The 17,190-nt window shown below is 73.2% G+C and carries 17 protein-coding genes; 1 reads left to right on the forward strand and 16 read right to left on the reverse strand.

Annotation, left to right across the window (positions count from 1 at the left end):
* Positions 1-55: 55 nt before the first annotated feature.
* From CCN44_RS35735 to CCN44_RS35775, 10 genes are all read right to left on the reverse strand, one after another.
* Positions 56-1,939, reverse strand: a complete 1,884-nt coding sequence (locus CCN44_RS35735) for an ABC transporter ATP-binding protein (protein WP_086702727.1) — start codon at positions 1,937-1,939, stop codon at positions 56-58.
* A complete protein-coding gene (locus tag CCN44_RS35740) occupies positions 1,936-2,373 on the reverse strand; it encodes a lasso peptide biosynthesis B2 protein (protein ID WP_086702729.1) in 438 nt (145 codons plus the stop codon). The genes CCN44_RS35735 and CCN44_RS35740 overlap by 4 nt, the downstream gene beginning before the upstream one ends.
* Positions 2,370-2,624, reverse strand: a complete 255-nt coding sequence (locus CCN44_RS35745) for a lasso peptide biosynthesis PqqD family chaperone (RefSeq protein WP_059254636.1) — start codon at positions 2,622-2,624, stop codon at positions 2,370-2,372. The genes CCN44_RS35740 and CCN44_RS35745 overlap by 4 nt, the downstream gene beginning before the upstream one ends.
* Before the next feature lie 38 nt (positions 2,625-2,662).
* Positions 2,663-4,513, reverse strand: coding sequence for a lasso peptide isopeptide bond-forming cyclase (locus CCN44_RS35750; protein ID WP_086702732.1), 1,851 nt, complete (start codon positions 4,511-4,513; stop codon positions 2,663-2,665).
* 26 nt (positions 4,514-4,539) lie between these two features.
* On the reverse strand, positions 4,540-4,650 hold the full coding sequence (locus tag CCN44_RS43655; RefSeq protein ID WP_107047813.1) for a keywimysin-related RiPP: 111 nt from the start codon (positions 4,648-4,650) through the stop codon (positions 4,540-4,542).
* 462 nt (positions 4,651-5,112) lie between these two features.
* Positions 5,113-6,141, reverse strand: a complete 1,029-nt coding sequence (locus CCN44_RS35755; RefSeq protein ID WP_331478623.1) for an EamA family transporter — start codon at positions 6,139-6,141, stop codon at positions 5,113-5,115.
* A complete protein-coding gene (locus CCN44_RS35760; RefSeq protein ID WP_086702738.1) occupies positions 6,063-7,394 on the reverse strand; it encodes a KamA family radical SAM protein in 1,332 nt (443 codons plus the stop codon). The genes CCN44_RS35755 and CCN44_RS35760 overlap by 79 nt, the downstream gene beginning before the upstream one ends.
* Positions 7,391-8,128 carry a TauD/TfdA family dioxygenase gene (locus tag CCN44_RS35765; protein ID WP_208639910.1) on the reverse strand — a complete coding sequence of 246 codons (738 nt, stop codon included), beginning with the start codon at positions 8,126-8,128 and terminating at the stop codon, positions 7,391-7,393. The genes CCN44_RS35760 and CCN44_RS35765 overlap by 4 nt, the downstream gene beginning before the upstream one ends.
* Before the next feature lie 401 nt (positions 8,129-8,529).
* Complete coding sequence (locus CCN44_RS35770) at positions 8,530-9,567, reverse strand: MerR family transcriptional regulator (RefSeq protein WP_086702740.1); 1,038 nt, start codon at positions 9,565-9,567, stop codon at positions 8,530-8,532.
* Positions 9,561-10,340 carry a HEAT repeat domain-containing protein gene (locus CCN44_RS35775; protein WP_086702743.1) on the reverse strand — a complete coding sequence of 260 codons (780 nt, stop codon included), beginning with the start codon at positions 10,338-10,340 and terminating at the stop codon, positions 9,561-9,563. Before CCN44_RS35775 ends, CCN44_RS35770 begins: the two co-directional genes overlap by 7 nt.
* A 155-nt stretch (positions 10,341-10,495) precedes the next feature.
* Between CCN44_RS35775 and CCN44_RS35780 the strand changes: the two genes are divergently transcribed.
* Entirely contained in the window at positions 10,496-10,864 is a 369-nt protein-coding gene (locus CCN44_RS35780; protein ID WP_086702746.1) for a VOC family protein, read from the forward strand.
* A 240-nt stretch (positions 10,865-11,104) separates the two neighbouring features.
* Here CCN44_RS35780 and CCN44_RS35785 read toward each other — a convergent pair whose 3' ends face one another.
* The 6 genes from CCN44_RS35785 to CCN44_RS35810 form a co-directional block, all read right to left on the reverse strand.
* Entirely contained in the window at positions 11,105-11,584 is a 480-nt protein-coding gene (locus tag CCN44_RS35785; protein ID WP_143650215.1) for a hypothetical protein, read from the reverse strand.
* A 237-nt stretch (positions 11,585-11,821) separates the two neighbouring features.
* Positions 11,822-12,256 carry an adenylyltransferase/cytidyltransferase family protein gene (locus CCN44_RS35790; RefSeq protein ID WP_059254644.1) on the reverse strand — a complete coding sequence of 145 codons (435 nt, stop codon included), beginning with the start codon at positions 12,254-12,256 and terminating at the stop codon, positions 11,822-11,824.
* A complete protein-coding gene (locus CCN44_RS35795) occupies positions 12,256-13,788 on the reverse strand; it encodes a hypothetical protein (RefSeq protein WP_086702749.1) in 1,533 nt (510 codons plus the stop codon). The genes CCN44_RS35790 and CCN44_RS35795 overlap by 1 nt, the downstream gene beginning before the upstream one ends.
* A gap of 288 nt (positions 13,789-14,076) precedes the next feature.
* The gene (locus CCN44_RS35800; protein WP_059254646.1) at positions 14,077-14,604 is read right to left on the reverse strand and encodes an NUDIX hydrolase family protein; all 528 of its coding nucleotides are present in this window, start codon (positions 14,602-14,604) and stop codon (positions 14,077-14,079) included.
* A 16-nt stretch (positions 14,605-14,620) separates the two neighbouring features.
* Positions 14,621-15,796 carry an amidohydrolase family protein gene (locus CCN44_RS35805; protein WP_086702755.1) on the reverse strand — a complete coding sequence of 392 codons (1,176 nt, stop codon included), beginning with the start codon at positions 15,794-15,796 and terminating at the stop codon, positions 14,621-14,623.
* 2 nt (positions 15,797-15,798) lie between these two features.
* Positions 15,799-17,190, reverse strand: a 1,392-nt coding sequence (locus tag CCN44_RS35810; RefSeq protein WP_086702761.1) for a type I glutamate--ammonia ligase, incomplete at its 5' end; no start/stop codon positions are given.

Here is a 17,190-nt window from a genome sequence, read left to right on the forward strand (position 1 = left end):
GTTTCGGAAGCTTCCGAAACCGGCCCTTGATCATTTCTGCGGCTCGGCCGGGCCACTACGGCCGGCCCGGCCGCGAGGGGGGCGCCTCAACCGTTCGCCCGCGCCCGCTCGCCGATCCCCGGCTCCCGCCCGACCGGAGCATCTGGCCGGCGGCCAGGTCGCGATAGAGGGCATTGCCGGCCAGCAACTCCTCGTGGCGTCCGCCGGCGGCCGTGCGGCCGTCCTGGAGCACCACGACATGGTCGGCGTGCTGCACGGTGGACAGACGGTGCGCGATGACCAGCAGCGCGCATTCCTGGGCGATGTCCTTCATGACGGTGGTGAGCGCCGATTCGTTGATCGCGTCCAGGTGGGAGGTGGGCTCGTCCAGGAGGAGCAGCGAGGGGCGGGCCAGCAGGGCGCGGGCGAGGGCGACACGTTGCCGTTCGCCGCCGGAGAGGTTGCTGCCGCGTTCACCGATGACGGCGGACAGGCCCCCGGGCAGCCGGTCGACGACCTCTTCGAGGCGGGCCAGTTCGACGACCTCCCGGATCTCCGCGTCCGTGGCGTCGGGCACGGCGTAGGCGATGTTCTCGCGCAACGTGCCGTGGACGACATGGGTGTTCTGGTCGACCACGGCGATGCGCCGGCGGCAGGCGTCACGAGTCAGCTCGGTCGCGGGCCGCCCGTCGAACAGCAAGGCGCCCGCATCCGGCTCGTAGAACCTCGCGATCAGGGCGAACACCGTGCTCTTGCCGGCGCCGGACCGGCCCACCAGGGCCACGTGCCGGCGCTGCGGGACAGTGAACGAGACACCGCGGAGGACCGGCCGCTCGGGGGCGTAGCCGAAGTGGACGTCGCGCAGGGCGAGGACGGGCGGTTCGCGGGTGCCGGACGGTCCGGTCGGCCGCCGTGCGGGCGGGCGGTCCGCCGGGTTCCGGGGCGCGGCGGGTTCCACCGGAAGGCGGAGTGCCTCGTCGATGCGCTGATAGGCGCCCATGCCGCGTTGGACGAGGCCCATGGCGCGGAAGACGGAGGACAGCGGCAGGACGAGGTACGAGGCGTACAGGAGGAACGCGACGAGGTCACCGAGCGAGCCGGCCCGTCCGCCGACGCGCAGCCCGCCGACGACCAGGACGATGAGGAAGGAACCCTGGACGGCGAGTTCGACGGCGGAGCTCATCACGGAGGCGAGCTTCGCGGTGCGCACCCCCGCGCCGTAGGCCGCATCCACGCGGGCGCCGATGCCGGCCACCTCCCGCTCCTCGGCGCGGTGCACCCGGACCATCGGCAGGGCGCTCAAAGCGCGTTCCATGTCGGCGGCGACGGCACCGACCGCGCCCTGCATGTGTTCGGACGCGTTCCTGATGCCCGTGAGCAGCGAGGCGACCACCACGGCCGCCGCTGCCACGGTCACGGCGACCAGGAGCAGCAGCAGCGGGTCCAGCCACGCCATGAGGGCGATCGCCCCGGCGGCGACCAGGCTTCCCGTCACGAGGTCGACCAGGGCCTGCGAGACGACCTCCCGCAGCAAGGTGGTGTCGGCCGTCACCCGGGAGATGAGGTCGCCGCCCCGGTGGCGGTCGTATTCCCTCATCTCCAGCCGGAGCAGCCGGCCCACCAGCCCGTGCCGGAGCTGCCGTACGACGCCTTCGCCCATCCGTTCCAGAAGGAAGCGTCCCGCTGCGCCCGTCACCGCCTCGACCGCGAACAGCGCGCCCAAGAGCGTCAGCAGCGGCCAGACGACCTGTCCGCGGCCGCTCGCGTCCACGGCCTGCTTGGCGACGAGTGGCTGAGCCAGTCCCAGGGCCGACCCCACCAGGGTCAGGACGACGGCGACGGCGATGGCGCCCCGGTGCCCGGCGGTGAGCCGGTACATCGTGACCACCGCCGCCAGGGTGGACCTGCCGGATCCGGCGGCATCGGCCCGGCCGCCGTGCGGGACCGTCGCGCCGGTCATCGGCCGGTGGGCCGTGGGAGCGGGTCGACCGCCACCAGCCGGGCGAAGTAGTGGTGCGGGACGCCCTCGCCGACGGGACGGCCCTCGGCCTCGATCCAGGCGTGCGCGGTGAAGGGCGGGGTGACCCGTACACCGGTGCACCAGGTGGGCCATGTGCCGCCGAGCCGGCACAGCAGCGCCGCTCCCAGGGAGCGCGGCAGGCATCCCTTGGGTCCGGCGCAGCGCAGGCTGGCGGCGCACATGGCGTCGCGCGCCTTGCGGGCCTGTGCCTCGGTCGCCGGCGCGGCGCCGCGCCGCAGGACGCCGAGCACGGTGCGGATGTGGCGGGGCGGCAGCAGGGCGACGGCGAGGGCCGGGAGCAGGACGAGACGGGCGGTCAGGCGTCGGGTCAGAGGCACACCGGCAGGCCGCTCCAGGGCGCTGGGCGTCGTCATGAGGCGAGCCCCGAGTCGCGCAGCTTCCGTACCAGCGCCTCGACGTCCTGCAGGGCCTCGGCCTGGCCGATGTCGAACTCCCGGACCAGGGCGGCGGCCGCGTCCGCCTCCTTGCCGCCGTTCAGCAGCGTCCGCACCACCAAGGCGGCCGTCGGATTCAACTCCCAATAGGTGCCGGCCTGTTCGTCCAGCAGTACGGTGCCGTAGTCGGTCTCGGCCGTGGAGACGTTGTCGCCGAGGCGCAGGGGCATGTGAGGGGCCTTTCTGGCGTGTTCGACAGGGGGTGCGGTCAGGGCTGCGGGACACGGGTGCGGCCGCGGGCCAGCCCGCGCAGCCACACCTCCGCGGCGATCGTGGAGTAGAGGATGGCGTCGGAGAGCCCCGGGGAGGCGGGCCGCCGGGCGAGGCGGCGCAGCCGGGCGCCGTCCACCAGGCCCAGCTGCGCCAGCTGCGAGTCCTCCCACAGGGCCAGCAGGTCGGCGCGGTGTTCCCGCAGTCCGTTGGAGGCGTCCATGGAGGCCGTGGCCTTGTTGCTCCGGCGCAGGCACGGCTCGGGCACGATGCCGCGCATCGCGGCACCGAGGACGGGCTTGTACCGCCAGGGCGTGACGCGCTCGCCGGGGCGTACGGCGAGGCACGCCTCGATGACGCGGTCGTCGAGGAACGGAGAGGCCATCGGCAGGCCGGCGCGGGCCGCCATCCGGTCCCACTGCCGGATGACGCGGGTGCACGAGCGGATCTGTTCGAGGTCGGTGTGGAGTCCGCGGTCCGGATGCAGGGGAGAGGCCGTCGCGGCGGCATCGAGCAGTGCCCGGCGGGCCATCCGCTCGGCCTCGGGAGTCATCCAGTCGAACAGGCGCGGGGCCATGCCCCAGCCGAGACCGGTCGCGACCGACGGGGGCAACGGGCCACGCAGGTCGGCGGCGGCGTCGGCGAGCCACTTCCGGTACGGCCGGCCGTCGGCGAGAGCGCGCAGGGTGCCGCCGAGCGGCCATTGCCACAGCGCCCGGAACCCGCGCAACTGGCGCAGGGCGAACAGCGGACGGGTGCGCAGCAGCCGGTGGTAGTACGCCTCGGAGCACCATGCCACGTGGTCGCCGCCGATGCCGGTCAGATGCAAGCGGCTGCCACGCGCGGCGAGGCCGGGCAGATGGTGCAGGACCCGGGAGCGGTCCATGACGCCGATGGTGGGTTCGTCGAGAAGGTCGTCGATGCCGAGCAGGTCCTCGTACACCAGCGGCGAGGCGTCGGCGTCCCAGACCACGTGCTCGACGTCCGGCAAGTACTCCATCGCCCGCTCGGCCCAGGCCAGGTCGGTGTCCGCCGGATCCCGTCCCGGCCACGTACTGGCCACCACACGGGCCGGAGAGCGGTCGGCCAGGAAGCAGACGGAGGTGGAGTCCAGACCACCGGACAGGTCGCAGCTCACCACGCCGCCCTGACGGGTGCGGGCGCCGACGGCCTCCTCCAGTGCCGTGCGGATCAGGGGCGCCGCCGCGGCAAGCGGCAGGACCGGCTCCGGCGGTGTCCACCACCGCGTGTGCCGTGCGGTCCGCCCGTCCGCGGCGACGACCACGGCGGCCTGCGGGGGAACGGCGGTGACCGCACGCCACATCGATGTCTCGAACAGCGGGTACGGGGTGGGCCACAGCAGCCTGACGGCCAGTTCCTCCACGTCGGGCTCCAGGCCCAGGACGGCGGCGAGCGTGTCGGCGCGGGTCGCGGCCACGCGCACGCCGTCGAGTTCGGCGTGGAAGACGAGTCGCAGTCCGGAGGCGGTGCCCTGCACCCTGATCTGTCCGTCGAGGGCGCCGACGAGGTGGAAGCTGCCGGGGAGGGAGCGGGCCAGTGCGTCCAGCTCCGCGAGATCACGCAATCGTGCGGCCCGGCGCCGCAGTTCGCCGGCGTCGACCGGGCAGCAGCCGACGACGGCGAGGGCGGCGTCGCCGGCGCGCGCCGTGACGATCTCGTCGTCGTGCCAGTGGCCGACCAGCCAGGGCCGGCCCGACGCGTGCGCGAGGGTACGGCTTCCGGGGCGGGTGAAGGAGCGGGCCGCGGCGGCCGCGTCCGCACGGTCCGTGAAGACCGCGAAGTGCGCGTCGCCGGGGCCCGTCCCCGCACTTCCGTGCAGTTCAGTCATGACGTCGGGTCAAGGACCGTCGGTCGTCAGTTCTTGCTCAGGATCAGCCGGTCGTTGCCGGAGCGCTGGAGGAGCCCCGTCTCCTTCCGGAAGGTACCGAGCCGGACGAGCGTGGGTGCCTCGTACGCCTTCTTCATCATCACTCCTCACCTAGAGGTTCCGCGAGGCCTCCCTGACCGGCGGCCCAGGGGACTGGCCCATGAGCTGCCGGTCGGCACAGGGCTCATCGGGAGCCCGGGCCAGGAAGCGGACGCAGCAACAGCTAGCTGCAGAGCGTGAGAACGGGGCAAGAGCCCCGATAAAGATCGCATAATATGCAAAATCTGGATCCCTGGAGTTGCGCACCCGCTCCCGGTCCGGTCGGAGCCGGCGGAGCGTGGCCGTGCGACCTGGCTGCACACGTGCTCGAATGAACGTTTTGACGTGCGCCCCGGCAGCTGCTCGCCGCACCTGCCGGGACGCGTCCGACGACGGCCGCGGGCGGGCGCCGCCGGGGCGCGCTTCCTGCCCTTCGACGTGCTCCCCCTCGTGTCGCTCCGCCCTGGATCGTTCATCGGAAACCTCACCGGCGGGGCCGCGCGCGGACGACGGGTGCGGCCCTACGCCGCGCGACGCCACCGGGCACGGGCCGTCCGCGTCGGTCCGGCGCGCAGCTGGGCCAGAGCCGCGCCCACGAGAACGGCGCCGATTCCGGCGCCCTGCACGGCCGTCACCCGCTCTCCGAGCAACAACAGCCCCGTCCCGCTGCCGGCGACCACCTCCACCGTGGACAGCACGCTCGCCGTGGCCGGTGCCAGGAAGCGCTGCGCCGCCAGCGCGCAGAGGCAGGCCAGCAGTGTGGAGACGACGGCGGTCCACAACAGCACCGCCCACACCGGCACCACCGTCACCTCGCCCACCCGGGCCGGGGCACCCAGCCGCCGGTAGGGAAAGGCGCCGACCGGACGCGCCAGGTCGACCACCACCGCGCCCGCGCTGACGCCGAGCGCGGTCACGGCCGTGGCGTCGCGCCGGGCCAGCGCCCGCCCGGCGAGCAGGAACCGCAGGGACAGCGCGACCGCCGCCCCCAGAGCGGTGAGCACCCCGACTCCGTCCAGCCGCAGCCCCGACCACACCTGCCCCACCAGCAGCAGCCCCGTCACCACCAGGGCCGTGCCCAGCCAGACGGGCGCCGGCTGCCGCACCCCGCGCAGCAGCCGGAGCCACACCACCACGATCACCGGCGCCAGGAACTGCAGCACCACGTAGACACCGACCGGGATGCGGGCCACGGAGATCGCGCACAGGGTCTGCACGCCCGCGAAGGACCCCGCTCCCAGAGCCGCCAGCACGGGCCAGTCCCGCGGCGCGACCCGCAGGCCGCGCGGACTCCGGATCAGCGCGACCGCCAGCAGCGGTACCCCGGCGAGGCTGAGGCGGGCCTGGCTGATCTGCACCGGGGTGAGCCCGGCCTCGCCGAGCACCTTGGTCGCCGCCCCGCCGGTGCCGAAGCAGCAGGCCGACAGGAGGGCGAGCGCGACGCCCGCGCCGGTCCGGCGGGCCGCCCCGCTCAGGGGCCGCCCTCCCTGTCCGCACCCGGGAAGAACCGGCGGTCGTAGGAGCCCAGCGGCCGCAGCTGCGACCACCACTGCGCCTGTGCGTCCCAGTGCGCGTGGAAGGGCCGGCCCACCAGCCCGCTCTCCCGTGCCTGGAGGTAACGCAGCGCGAACGCCCGTTCTCCGCCCGGCAGTTCCGTCACCCCGTCGACGATCACCTTGCCCTCGGTCGTCGACATCACCGGCCCGCGCGCGGTGCGCCCGAGCCCGGAGAGCGCCTCGACGGCGTCCCGGTGGATCTCGTAGGCGCGGTGCAGCGGCAGCCCGAAGTAGCGCTGGGCGCCGGTGTCCCGTTCCACGAACAGGTAGTACGGATGGACGCCCAGGGCGACCTGTACCCGCCAGGACTCGGCCCAGGTCTCGGCGCTGTCGTTCACATGCCGTATCACCGGCGCCTGCGAGCGCAGCTGGGCGCCGGTGCCGCGCAGCGCGGCCAGGGCCGCCCGCGTGGTGTCCGGGGCCAGTTCGCGGGGGTGGGAGATGTGCAGCATCACCGCCAGATGCCGTCCCGCGGCCACCACCCGTTCGAGGAGGCGCAGCAGCGCCGGGGCGTCGGGGGCGGCGGTCAGCCGGGCGGGATGGAACAAGGGGGCCTTGGTCCCGATGCGCACGGTGACGACGTGTTCCAGGCCGGGCGCGAGGAGGGCGTCGACGTACGGCCGGAGCATCTCCGCGCGCATGACCAGCGGGTCGCCGCCGGTGAAGAGCACGTCGGTGACCTCGGGATGACGGCGCAGGTACGCGGTCATCGCGGCCGGGCCGTCATCGGCCATGCGCAGGTCCGGCTCACCCACGAACTGTGCCCAGCGGAAGCAGTAGGCGCAGTAGCTGTGGCAGGTCTGCCCCTGCCGCGGGAAGACGAGCACGGTCCGGGCGTACTTGTGCTGGAGGCCGTCCACCGGGCTTCCGTCCGGTCCGTGCGGAACGTTGCGGGTGAGCTGGTCGCCCGGATGCGGATTGAGCTGCCGCCGTACCTCCGCGACGGCCGCGCGCAGCGCCCCCGGCGACGCCAGCGCCTGCTCCACCGCCGTGTACTGATCCGGTGTCACCATGTCGCGGTGCGGGAACACCAGCCGGTACAGCGGATCGTCGGGCGCGTGCGACCAGTCGATCAGCTCGTCCACGACATGCCCGCTGACCTTGAACGGCAGGATCCGCGCGACCACGTCCACGTCGTGGGCGAGCTGCTCGTCCCCGCACCGCTCGCGCACCAGTGCGGCCAGGCGCCGCCCGGAGAGCGTGCGCGTGCCCACGGGGGATGGGGCGACGGTGTGCACCGCGCTCATGCGGCGATCCAGTACCGGGTGAGGTGGCGGCGTTCGTCCGCGTACTGTGAACGTGCGTGCAGCATCCGCTGGTTGTCCCAGATCAGCAGTGCCCCGTCCGGGACGAGCACCCGGGTGCGGTGCCGGGCGAACAGCTCGCCGACCCGATGCGCGAGGTCGATGCCCCGCTGCCCCAGCGGCAGGTGCTCCGGTGGCGGGGCGGCGTCCAGGGGAGCGTCGTAGTCGGCGGCCGTGAGCAGGTTGTAGCTGAACCGCAGGACGGGCCGCTTCCCGTCGTACGACAGCATCGGCACGGTCACCGGCCGGTGGCCCTCCCGGTCGGCGTCCGGTCCGGGGAAGGCGACGGCGGTGCCGGTCAGCAGCGCCCTGTCCTCCGCACCGAGCAGTTTCAGCAGGGTGTGCAGGTCCAGCAGGTCGGTGTGGCCACCGCCGCAGCGGGCCTGGCGGTGGCAGTACAGGGCCAGGTAGCGGGGACTGGGGTCCCAGCCGGGCGCCTCGGTGTGGGCCTGGATGGTGTTGCGGCTCTGGGAATAGGCCCGGCCCTCATGGCCGGGGCGGTGGACGACCTCGTGCTCGACGGTGCCCGTGTACTGCGGCAGGAAGCGGCCGATCCGCTGCAACAACTCGATGGCGTGGCGCTGCCCGCCGAGCCGTTCCACGACGACGTAACCGTCCTGCTCCAGCCGGTCCGGACCGGAGGCCAGGCGGCCGGCGGCAGGGTGTGGCGCTGTCAAAGCGTGCCTCCCTTCGGCATGTCACCCGTGTCGGGGCACGATGCCGGAGCACCCCCGTCGTCCGGAGCGCACCCCGGCACCACGCGGCCCATCCTCGGCGGCCGAGGAGGGCGGGGCAACGCGGGGTGACCGCTTCCGGACACCGGCGCACGAGCGGACCGCCACGGCCGGAATCCGGCGTTCCACCGCCCGTGTCGAGGCAGGAGACCGCCGGCGCCGCCCCGGTGCCCCGGACACCACCGGGGACCCCCGGCCCGCTGAGGACGACCGGTCTCCCACGCACGGTCTCGGCCGGACGGCCGGAAGGTTCCCCCGTCACCTTTTGCGAGACCTCACCTCTTCCAGGCCGCGCAACGGGGACTTGGGCCTTCGGCCCCGGCACGACTTCCCCTTGCCGCCGATCAGGCGTCCTCGTCGGCCCGGTCTCCGGGGGACCGCCGTTCCAGGACTCCGACGAGGGCCGAGGCGACGCGGGCGACGGCGTGGTCGTCGTCGTGGGCGAGCTGGCGCAGGACCTCCCGCACGGTGGGTCCCGCGAGTTCGACCAGCGCCTGCACGAGGCGGATCCGCGTTGCGGAGTCCGCGGTGGGCGCGGCGAGTTCATCGACCAGAGCGGTCGTGATCCGGTCCGCGCACCCGGGGTCCTGGGACAGCGTTCCCAGCACCTCCGCCGCGTCCACGTCGTGGGAGCCCTCGACCACCATGCCGACCAGTGCGGGAACGGCTGCGGCCACGCCCTGCCTGCCCAGGGCCAGGGCGGCGTGCCCGCGTACCGTCGTGTCCGGGTCCCCGAGGGCGTCCGCGAGCGCGGCGGCCGCACCCGGAGCCCCGGGCATCCCGGCGATCGCCAGCACCGCGCGCCGCCGGACGGCGACGTCCTCCGACCGCGCGCCGGCGACCAGCGCTGCCACGCCGTCACCGCCCGCTCGGGCGAGCGCCCAGCGCAGCGCGCCTGCGACATGGGGGTCGGATTCGGTCAGGGCCGCCCCGGCCAGCAGCTCGGCGGGAACCGGCACCTCCTCCGACCGGGCCAGGACGGCCTGCTGTCTGCGCGCGGCGCTGGTCGAGTCGAGCTCCCGCATGAGTGCGACGATGCGCAGCACGCCCTGCCAGTCGGTGGGCGCCGACGCGTCGATCGCACGGAGCCGTTCGAGCAGCTCCCGTTCCCGCGCCAGGCGGTCCTCCGTCCACCGGACGAGGTCGCTGATCAGGGCGGACGGAGTGAAGGCCGGGTCCTCCAGCGCGCGCCCGATCTGCTTGAGCGAGAGCCCGAGGGAGCGCAGGCTCTCCACGTGGAAGATCCTGCGGACGTCCTCGGCGGAGTACTCGCGGTAGCCGCCGACGGTGCGGCCCGTGGGCCGCACCAGCCCCAGGGCGTCGTAGTGCCGCAGCATCCGGGTGCTCACGCCGGAGCGGCGGGCCACCTCGCCGATCAGCAATGCGGGGCCTCCGACGTCTCCGCATCCCTGGCAGCCCCGGTCGTCTCGGCCGTCCCGGTCGTCTGCGTGGGCTCGGCGTCCGCCGGCGCGGCCGAGGCGGCGGCAGCGCGTTCCGGGCCGAGTGCGACCACGCGCCTGGCCTCCTCGACGGCCGCGTCGAAACCGGTTTGCGGGTTCTGCCGGAGCAGCTCGGTGGCACGGGCGTGCGCGGCCACTGCCGGGTCGGGGTTCGCCGCCGCCTTCTCCAGAGCGGGCCTGGTCACGTCGCCGAGGTCGACGAGGGCCCGGCTCAGGCTCAGCTGCACGCTGTGGTCCCCGCGGCCGAGCTGTCGAACCAGCTCGTCCGCCAGCTCGTTCTCCTCGTCCTCGGGCACGAGGGCCACCGCGACGCGCCACGCGGTCCGCGCCACCTCGTCGTCGGAGTCGCGCAACATGTCGCGGGTGATCCAGGCCCACGTGCTCCTGTCGCCAACCTTGGAGAGCGTGTGCAGCGCCTGGCTGCGGGCCTGGGGGCGCTCGGAGCCGAGCTCCCGGCGGATCCGGGGGAGGGCGACCTCGGGCGAGAGGCGGGTCAGCGCCCAGGACAGCATGTCCCGCACGAAGAAGTCCGGCTCGACCGCGCACCGTTCGACCAGCGTCTCCAGGAATGCGGGGTCGGGATTCGAGCCGACCGCCAGGGCCGCCTGGAGCCGGACCGACGAGTCCTCGGCACCCAGGGCGCCGGCCACGCGGGCGTTCTGCGGGGTCACATGGGTCGTGTTGATCGCAACCACCTCCTGCGCCCAAGTGGAAACCTTGTCACCGTGTCAAGGTCAAGCCCAGTGGGTCGCGGCCTGGCACATGGATCACCGGCAGGGCGGTTCCGCCGATGAGTTCGCCGTCCTCGAACGGTCTGTCCGGCGACACGACCGTTCTCGCCAGGAGTGCCATGTCCACCATCCAGCCAGTGATCCTGACCGCCGACCAGGACGCCCTGCTCGACTTCTATACGACATTGTTCGGCGCCGAGCAGATCTTCCGGATACCGGAGGAAGGTCCGGCCTTCTACCTCGGCCTGCGCATCGGCGACACCGACCTGGGGCTGGTGGCCAAGCCGGACGCGGGGACCGGGGCGGCACCGCGGGTCCTGCTCAGCATCGGTGTCGACGACGTCGACGAGACGCTCGGCCGGGTGGAGGCGCTGGGCGGCTCGGTCCGCAGCGGCCCCAACGACATGCCGTGGGGACAGCGCGTCGCCCACATCCTGGACCCCGACGGCAACCCGCTGAACCTGACCCAGCCGATCCCGGCCCGGTGACGCCTTGCCCGCGCGCTCCAGCTCGACGAGGCCGGGCGCGCCCACCTGCCGGACCTGCCCGGGCGGCGAACACCACGCCTCGGGCACGAGCGCGGCACCGCCACGCCGCGCAGCGGATCCCCCGCTTGGTGCCGCGACCATGGACACGCACGCGTGGGAGGGCTGCGGCCCCAGGTTCCCGGCCAACGGGAACCTGGGGCCGCGGGTTCGTCACCGAGGGAGCGAGCGGACCGACGGGCATCACACTCGCTGGTAGCGGAGCGAGGTGCGGCCGGAGCCGTCCGAGAAGATGTCGGCCCGGTACGACTGGCCGACGCTGTCGACCCGCCTCACCTGGAGTCGGATCACGGTCTCCCTGGTCACGGTGATGCGCTCACTGATCGGAGCCGTCGACTGCCTGGCGATGGTCCCACTCAGCGGGGGGTTGTTCATGTGCGTGACCAGACGCTCGCTTTGCGGCACCACGGCGCCATCGGTGGCGTCCCAGAGCCGGGCCTGGATGGACGCGAGGAGGCGATCGTTGCCGTCGCCAGCGATGCGTCCGCGGACGTCCGCGTCCAGCAGGTACGTGCCGGGACGGGGCAGCGTGACCGCCAGAGGCACGTTCACCCACCTTCCGGAAGGAGTCGGTTGCAGGTCCACACGACTTTGCTGCATGTGCTGGACGCCCCCGTCGGGACCCTGCGCGGAGGCGGTGGTGCTGTTCTGCAGGCTGATCACGGCGCCGGCCAGGCAGAGAAGGACGGCCGCGATGACAGCGGAGACGCGGTGTCGGATGAATGGCATGCTTCCTCCCGGACTGATGCCCGATGGACACTGACGTCAGGGTAGGAAACGGAGGATGAGGGGCGTAGTCACTCTTATGAGTGAAGGAGTAGCTCATCGGATAGCCAGTCATATCGGGCGCACAACAGGCGTATCCAAGGACGGTTCGACACCGTCACGCACCTGCGGACGTCAGGGACCGGCCCGCTGGGCGAGGACGTCGAGCGCAGAGCGGATGAGTGTGCTGGAGGTGTGCACGGTGTAGGGGAAGAAGACGACCTTCACGCCGCGCCGGGCGAATTCTGCCTCCAGGTTCTGCCACAGCTCCGTACCGAGCCAGTCGTCACCCTTGAAGATGACGTCGAAGCCCACTTCCTTCCAGATTTCGAGTTTGTCCTCGACGGTGGCGACGAAGACGTCGTCGACGTACCGGACGCTGCGGACGATCTCCAGTCGCTCGGATAACGGCACCACGGGCGGCTGGTTCTTCAGGCGCACCACCAGGTCGTCGGAACAGACGCCGGCGACGAGCCGGTCGCAGTGCTCCCGTGCCTGGCGCAGGATGTTCAGGTGGCCCACGTGGAAGAGGTCGAAAACCCCAGGCGCGTACCCGAGGGTCTCTCCCATCACCGCGCTCCCGTCGGCCGCTTCCCGGCGACCGCGGTCACCTGGAGCGGCTTCGACCGGGGCGTGGTGTTCCTCCCGTCGGTGACGGCGATCGCGTAGCGGTGGCGAGAGCCGCGAGCCACGGAGTCCGTGTACCTCATTTCCGGTCGGTGCCATTCGACCGACCGCTGCTTCGGAGAGGCCACGAGACGCCCGTCCCGGTAGATCAGATACGTCAGTTCCGCGTCGTCCCTGTCCCATGCGGCACGCCAGGTGAGCGTGACCTTGCCCGCGCGGGAGGACTTGCCCGAGAGTCTCGGGGCCGCTTCGGGGGCCTTGTTCCGCGGACCGGTCCCGAAACGCGTCAGGCTCTGCTGTGCTCTGCCGTTGACCGTGGTGAACTCGCCGCCCGCCCAGAGGGTTGTGCCGGCCATCACCAGCGTCCGGGGGCCGACTCCTTCACCGAGTCCGTCGTTGGTGTCGGGGAACCAGTGCAGCAGGCGCTTGTCATCGACCGACTGGGCCAGGAAGTTCCGGCGAGGCCCGTCGGGGAAACCGCCCGGCGTACGGCCGCAGTAGTGGGAATGGGACGCGCTGTAGAGCACGTTCCCGTGCACGACGACCGCCTGGGTGGCGCCCAGGCAGAAGTCCTTCCAGAGCATCGTGCCGTCGGACAGACGTCCGGCGATGCGCCCGTCGAAAATGCCCGTGCCACGGCCCTCGGCTCCCAGATAGAAGCGGGTGCCGCCGCGGGCCAGTGACTTCACCGAGGCTCTCGGCGGAAGCCATTCCGGGAAGGAGGCCACCGTCGAACCGGTCTGGGGATGCACAGCGACCAGCGCCCGCTCGGTCCTGCCGTTGACGTTCTGGAAGTCGCCGCCGACGAGGACCTTTCCGTGGTCCGGTGCGGCGAGGACGGCGCGGACCGGCCCGTCGATGTCCGCCCGGAAAGGCAGGAGCCTGCCTTTCCGGGTGAAGGACGCGAGATGCTTTCTCGGCTTGCCGTTGACGACCGTGAAGTCACCGCCCAGGTACACCGTGCTGCCGGTGGTCTCGATGGCCCGCACCGTGGCCGTCACAGCGGGGCGGAAATCCCTGCGCACCGAGCACGTGGCCGTGTCGAGCGCGACCGCGCTGGCCACTCCGCCGCCGTCGACCCTGCCGAACGAGCCGCCGACGTAGAGCACCTTGCCGTCGGGCGACGCCTTCAACGCCCGCACCGTCGCGGCGCCCCGGGTGAAGCTGTGGGCACACGGCAGAAGTCTGCCGGTCGCGGCGTCGAACGCCGCGAAGTTCTTCCGGGCGGTCTCCTTCTCACCGGGCTTGGCGCCCGGCGGGCGGACCCTGTCGAAGGCGCCGCCGACGTACACGACACCGCGCGCGTACTCGACCGTCCAGACGATGCCGTTCGTCTGCCATGTCGCCAAGGGGGCGGCGGTCAGGAGCTTGGGGCCGCGTGCCTGCGCGCCGACTGCGGTCGTGAGGGAAGCGGCCGCGAGGAGGGCTACCGCACAAGCCGTGGTGACGGTCCTCGTCGTGCTCTTTCTCAGCATGGAACATCCCCAGTCCAGTGTGCGGGGTGACCCGTTCTCTCCCGGCGCAGGCCACTTTCCGAAAGTAGATGCCCGGGCCTCTTCTCACCGGAATCGACAAGCGGGCCCACCGCGAGATCATCCGATCGGCATACTTCTCCGACCGGGGGATGCCGGGGCGGCGCGCTTCACCTTTCCGGCCGCCATGGGAAGCACGAACGGCCTGAGGACAGAGGCCGTCCGCTCACAGATGAGCGGACGGCCTCGTCGGTGTCGCCGCGGCAGGCTGCCGCGCCGTCGGTACGACGGTCAGTACGCCAGCCCCACATGGGCCAGCGCCTGCTTCAGCAGCACCCCGTGCCCGCCCGGCATCTCGCTCTGCACCGCCGGGGAGGCGGCCTCCTGCGGGCTGAACCAGACGAGGTCCAGCGCGTCCTGGCGGGGCCGGCAGTCACCGGTCACCGGCACGATGTAGGCCAGGGAGACGGCGTGCTGGCGCGGGTCGTGGTACGGCGTGATGCCTGCCGTCGGAAAGTACTCCGCGACCGTGAACGGCTGGAGCGAGGCGGGGACGCGGGGCAGGGCGACCGGGCCGAGGTCCTTCTCCAGGTGGCGCAGCAGCGCGTCCCGGACCCGCTCGTGGTGCAGGACGCGGCCGGAGACCAGGGTGCGGCTGACCGTGCCGTCCGGGCCGATACGCAGCAGCAGTCCGATGCTGGTGACTTCACCGCTGTCGTCCACGCGCACGGGCACGGCCTCGACGTACAGGATCGGCATCCGGGCCCTGGCCATCTCCAGCTCGTCCGTGGTCAGCCAGCCGGGCGTGGTTTCGGTCATGTCAGACATTGCTTGATCATACTTTCCGGGTGGGGCGCCCGCTGGGTTCGCGGGCCGGTTCGGATACGGGCGGTCCGTACAGTCGGCGGGCGTTGTCGCGGCCCGTCCAGGCCGCGATCCGCAGGGCGTCGGCCAGGCTCAACTCGTCGGCGTCCACGCGGTCCTGCAGCAGATCGGCGAGTCCCTGCCGGAAGCACAGCGCGCCCAGGTGGTGGAACTCGGCCACACCGTAGGCGTCGGAGCTGTACAGCAGTTTGCGGAACGGGGTGATCTCCAGCGCCTCCTCCAGCACCGCCCGGCAGCGGGCCGGGCCGGTGTGGTGCAGCGCCAGACCGACGTCCAGGTACACCTGCTCGAACACCGCGGACAGATAGGCGGCCTGGCGGTGGTACGGCCAGCAGTGCAGCAGCAGCACCGGGATCGTGCCGGCGGTCCGGTGCAGCCAGTCGGTGAGCAGCGCGGGGTCGGCGCGGTGCAGCCGCAGGTCCGCGTCGCCGAAGCCGGTGTGCAGTTGCAGCGGCAGCCCCAGCTCGACGGCCGTCCACAGCAGGTGCCGTACCAAAACCGGGTCGGCGAGGCGCCCGCCCCGCGCCAGCCAGCGCCCGGCCGCCTCCGTCACCTCGGCCGCGGCCGGGCGCTCCGGGTCCAGCGCGAACCCCGTGCGGTACGCCGCGACCGACTTCACCGCCACCACGCCCGGACGGCGTACGGCCGCCTCGGCGGCGGCCCGGACCTCGGCCGCGTACGCGCCCGCGGCCACGCCCCGCGCCGCCACCGACTCGGCGATCCGCTCCAGCCGGACCACCTCGCAGGCGGCGGCGCCGGCCGCGGCGGCCAGTTCGGCGGGGGTGGTGACCGGGTGCGGGGCGTAGCCGGTGTCCACGCAGAACACCCCGGCCCCGGACGCCCTCAGGAAACGGCGGTTGACCTCCTGCCAGCCCAGCCGCGCACGCCGGGCCACGTAGTCGGCGGGCGGGGCGTGCCGGGGGAGGTCCAGCAGGGGTGCGCAGTGACGGCGGACGGCCACGCCGGCGGGGGTGTCGAAGGGGGAGACGCCGGGCCAGGCCGCGCCCTCGGTGAGCAGGGACGCGAACGCGTCGGCGGTCAGATCGGCCGTGACCGCGCCGTGGCAGTGATGGTCCACCAGCGGCAGCGCGGCGAGGGCCTCGTGGACCGGTCCCGGGGCGGCCATGGTCAGTACGTCCAGCGGTAGGCCGCCGCCACCCGGTCGGGGCCGAGCCCGTCGACGGCCGCCGCCTCGCCGAGCCGTACGGCGGTCACCGCGTCCGCGAGGACCGGGCCCAGCGCGGCCCGCAGCACCGGGTCCGCACGGAACTCCGCGACGGCCTCGGGCAGGGACCGCGGCAGCCGCCGTACGCCCAGGGCCGCCGCCTCGTCGGGGCCGTAGCGGGCCGGGTCGCCGGTGATCTCGCCGGGCAGGACGCGGCCGGCCGCGATGCCGTCGAGCCCGGCGGCGATCACACAGCCCAGGGCCAGATACGGGTTGGCGGCCAGGTCGACCGGTTTGACCTCCATGTTGGCTTCCTGGTCGTGGCGGCCGGCCGTGCCGGTGATCAGGCGCAGGGCGGCCTCGCGGGTCTCGTGGCCCCAGGCGGTGAAGACCCCCGCCCACTGGGAGGGCTTCAGCCGCAGATAGCTGGCCGGGCTCGGCGCGGTGACCGCCGTCAGCGCCGGGAGGCGGGCGAGGACCCCGGCCGCGAAGGACTCCGCCTCGGCCGTCATGCCGTACCGCCGGTCGCCACCCGCGTGCAGGTTCACCCCGTCGCGCCAGCAGGACAGGTGCAGATGGCCGCCGTTGCCGACGCCCTCGGCGGACACCGCGGGCGCGAACGACACCCTGAGGCCGTGCCGCCGGGCCACCGCCCGGATGGTCTGGCGGACCAGCACACTGCGGTCGGCGGCGGCCACCGGGTCCCGCGCGCCCACCGAGATCTCGAACTGCCCGGGCGCGTACTCGGGGTGCAGCTGGTCGACGTCCAGGCCCTGCGCGGCGCACGCGGTCAGCAGATCGGCGGTGTAGTCGGTCAGCCCGACCTGCCGGACCGCGCCGTACGCCGGCCCCGAGACCGCGGGTACGAACTCGCCGGCGGGCGCCGAACCCAGCCCGACGGCCCACTCGATCTCGACCGCCGCCTTGAACGCGAGGCGGTACCGGTCGGCGGCGTCGGTGACGATCCGGCGCAGGAACGTTCGGGCACAGCCGGGGTGCCGGTCCCCCTCCTGGGTGATCCGGTCCACCGGCGCCCAGGCCCAGCCGGGCTGCCCGGCCAGCGCCACCAGCTGGTCGAGGTCCGGGTAGAGCCGGAGGTCGCCGTCGGGGGAGCCGAGGACGTCGGTGGTGACGACGGAGTCGTGGGCGAGGAAGGTGTCGAACACCGGGGACATGCCGACGCCCCAGGACACGGCCGCCTCCAGCCGTGCCGTGGGGATCGTCTTGACCCGGCCGATGCCCGCCGTGTCGACGTACGCCAGCACGATGCCGGCCACGCCCCGCTCGGTCAGGTCGGCGGTGAGGGCGGCGGCCCGGCGCAGGTCGCCGGGCCGGCCGCCCGGCACGGGGTCGGC

The organism is Streptomyces tricolor, from assembly GCF_002155905.1.
Lineage (GTDB): Bacteria > Actinomycetota > Actinomycetes > Streptomycetales > Streptomycetaceae > Streptomyces > Streptomyces tricolor.

Excerpts from the sequence above, each read along its gene's own strand:
- CCN44_RS35735 (WP_086702727.1), bottom strand. The coding sequence starts at position 1,939 with ATGACCGGCGCGACGGTCCCGCACGGCGGCCGGGCCGATGCCGCCGGA.
- CCN44_RS35740 (WP_086702729.1), bottom strand. The coding sequence starts at position 2,373 with ATGACGACGCCCAGCGCCCTGGAGCGGCCTGCCGGTGTGCCTCTGACC.
- CCN44_RS35745 (WP_059254636.1), bottom strand. The coding sequence starts at position 2,624 with ATGCCCCTGCGCCTCGGCGACAACGTCTCCACGGCCGAGACCGACTAC.
- CCN44_RS35750 (WP_086702732.1), bottom strand. The coding sequence starts at position 4,513 with ATGACTGAACTGCACGGAAGTGCGGGGACGGGCCCCGGCGACGCGCAC.
- CCN44_RS43655 (WP_107047813.1), bottom strand. The coding sequence starts at position 4,650 with ATGAAGAAGGCGTACGAGGCACCCACGCTCGTCCGGCTCGGTACCTTC.
- CCN44_RS35760 (WP_086702738.1), bottom strand. The coding sequence starts at position 7,394 with ATGAGCGCGGTGCACACCGTCGCCCCATCCCCCGTGGGCACGCGCACG.
- CCN44_RS35780 (WP_086702746.1), top strand. The coding sequence starts at position 10,496 with ATGTCCACCATCCAGCCAGTGATCCTGACCGCCGACCAGGACGCCCTG.
- CCN44_RS35790 (WP_059254644.1), bottom strand. The coding sequence starts at position 12,256 with ATGGGAGAGACCCTCGGGTACGCGCCTGGGGTTTTCGACCTCTTCCAC.
- CCN44_RS35795 (WP_086702749.1), bottom strand. The coding sequence starts at position 13,788 with ATGCTGAGAAAGAGCACGACGAGGACCGTCACCACGGCTTGTGCGGTA.
- CCN44_RS35800 (WP_059254646.1), bottom strand. The coding sequence starts at position 14,604 with ATGACCGAAACCACGCCCGGCTGGCTGACCACGGACGAGCTGGAGATG.
- CCN44_RS35805 (WP_086702755.1), bottom strand. The coding sequence starts at position 15,796 with ATGGCCGCCCCGGGACCGGTCCACGAGGCCCTCGCCGCGCTGCCGCTG.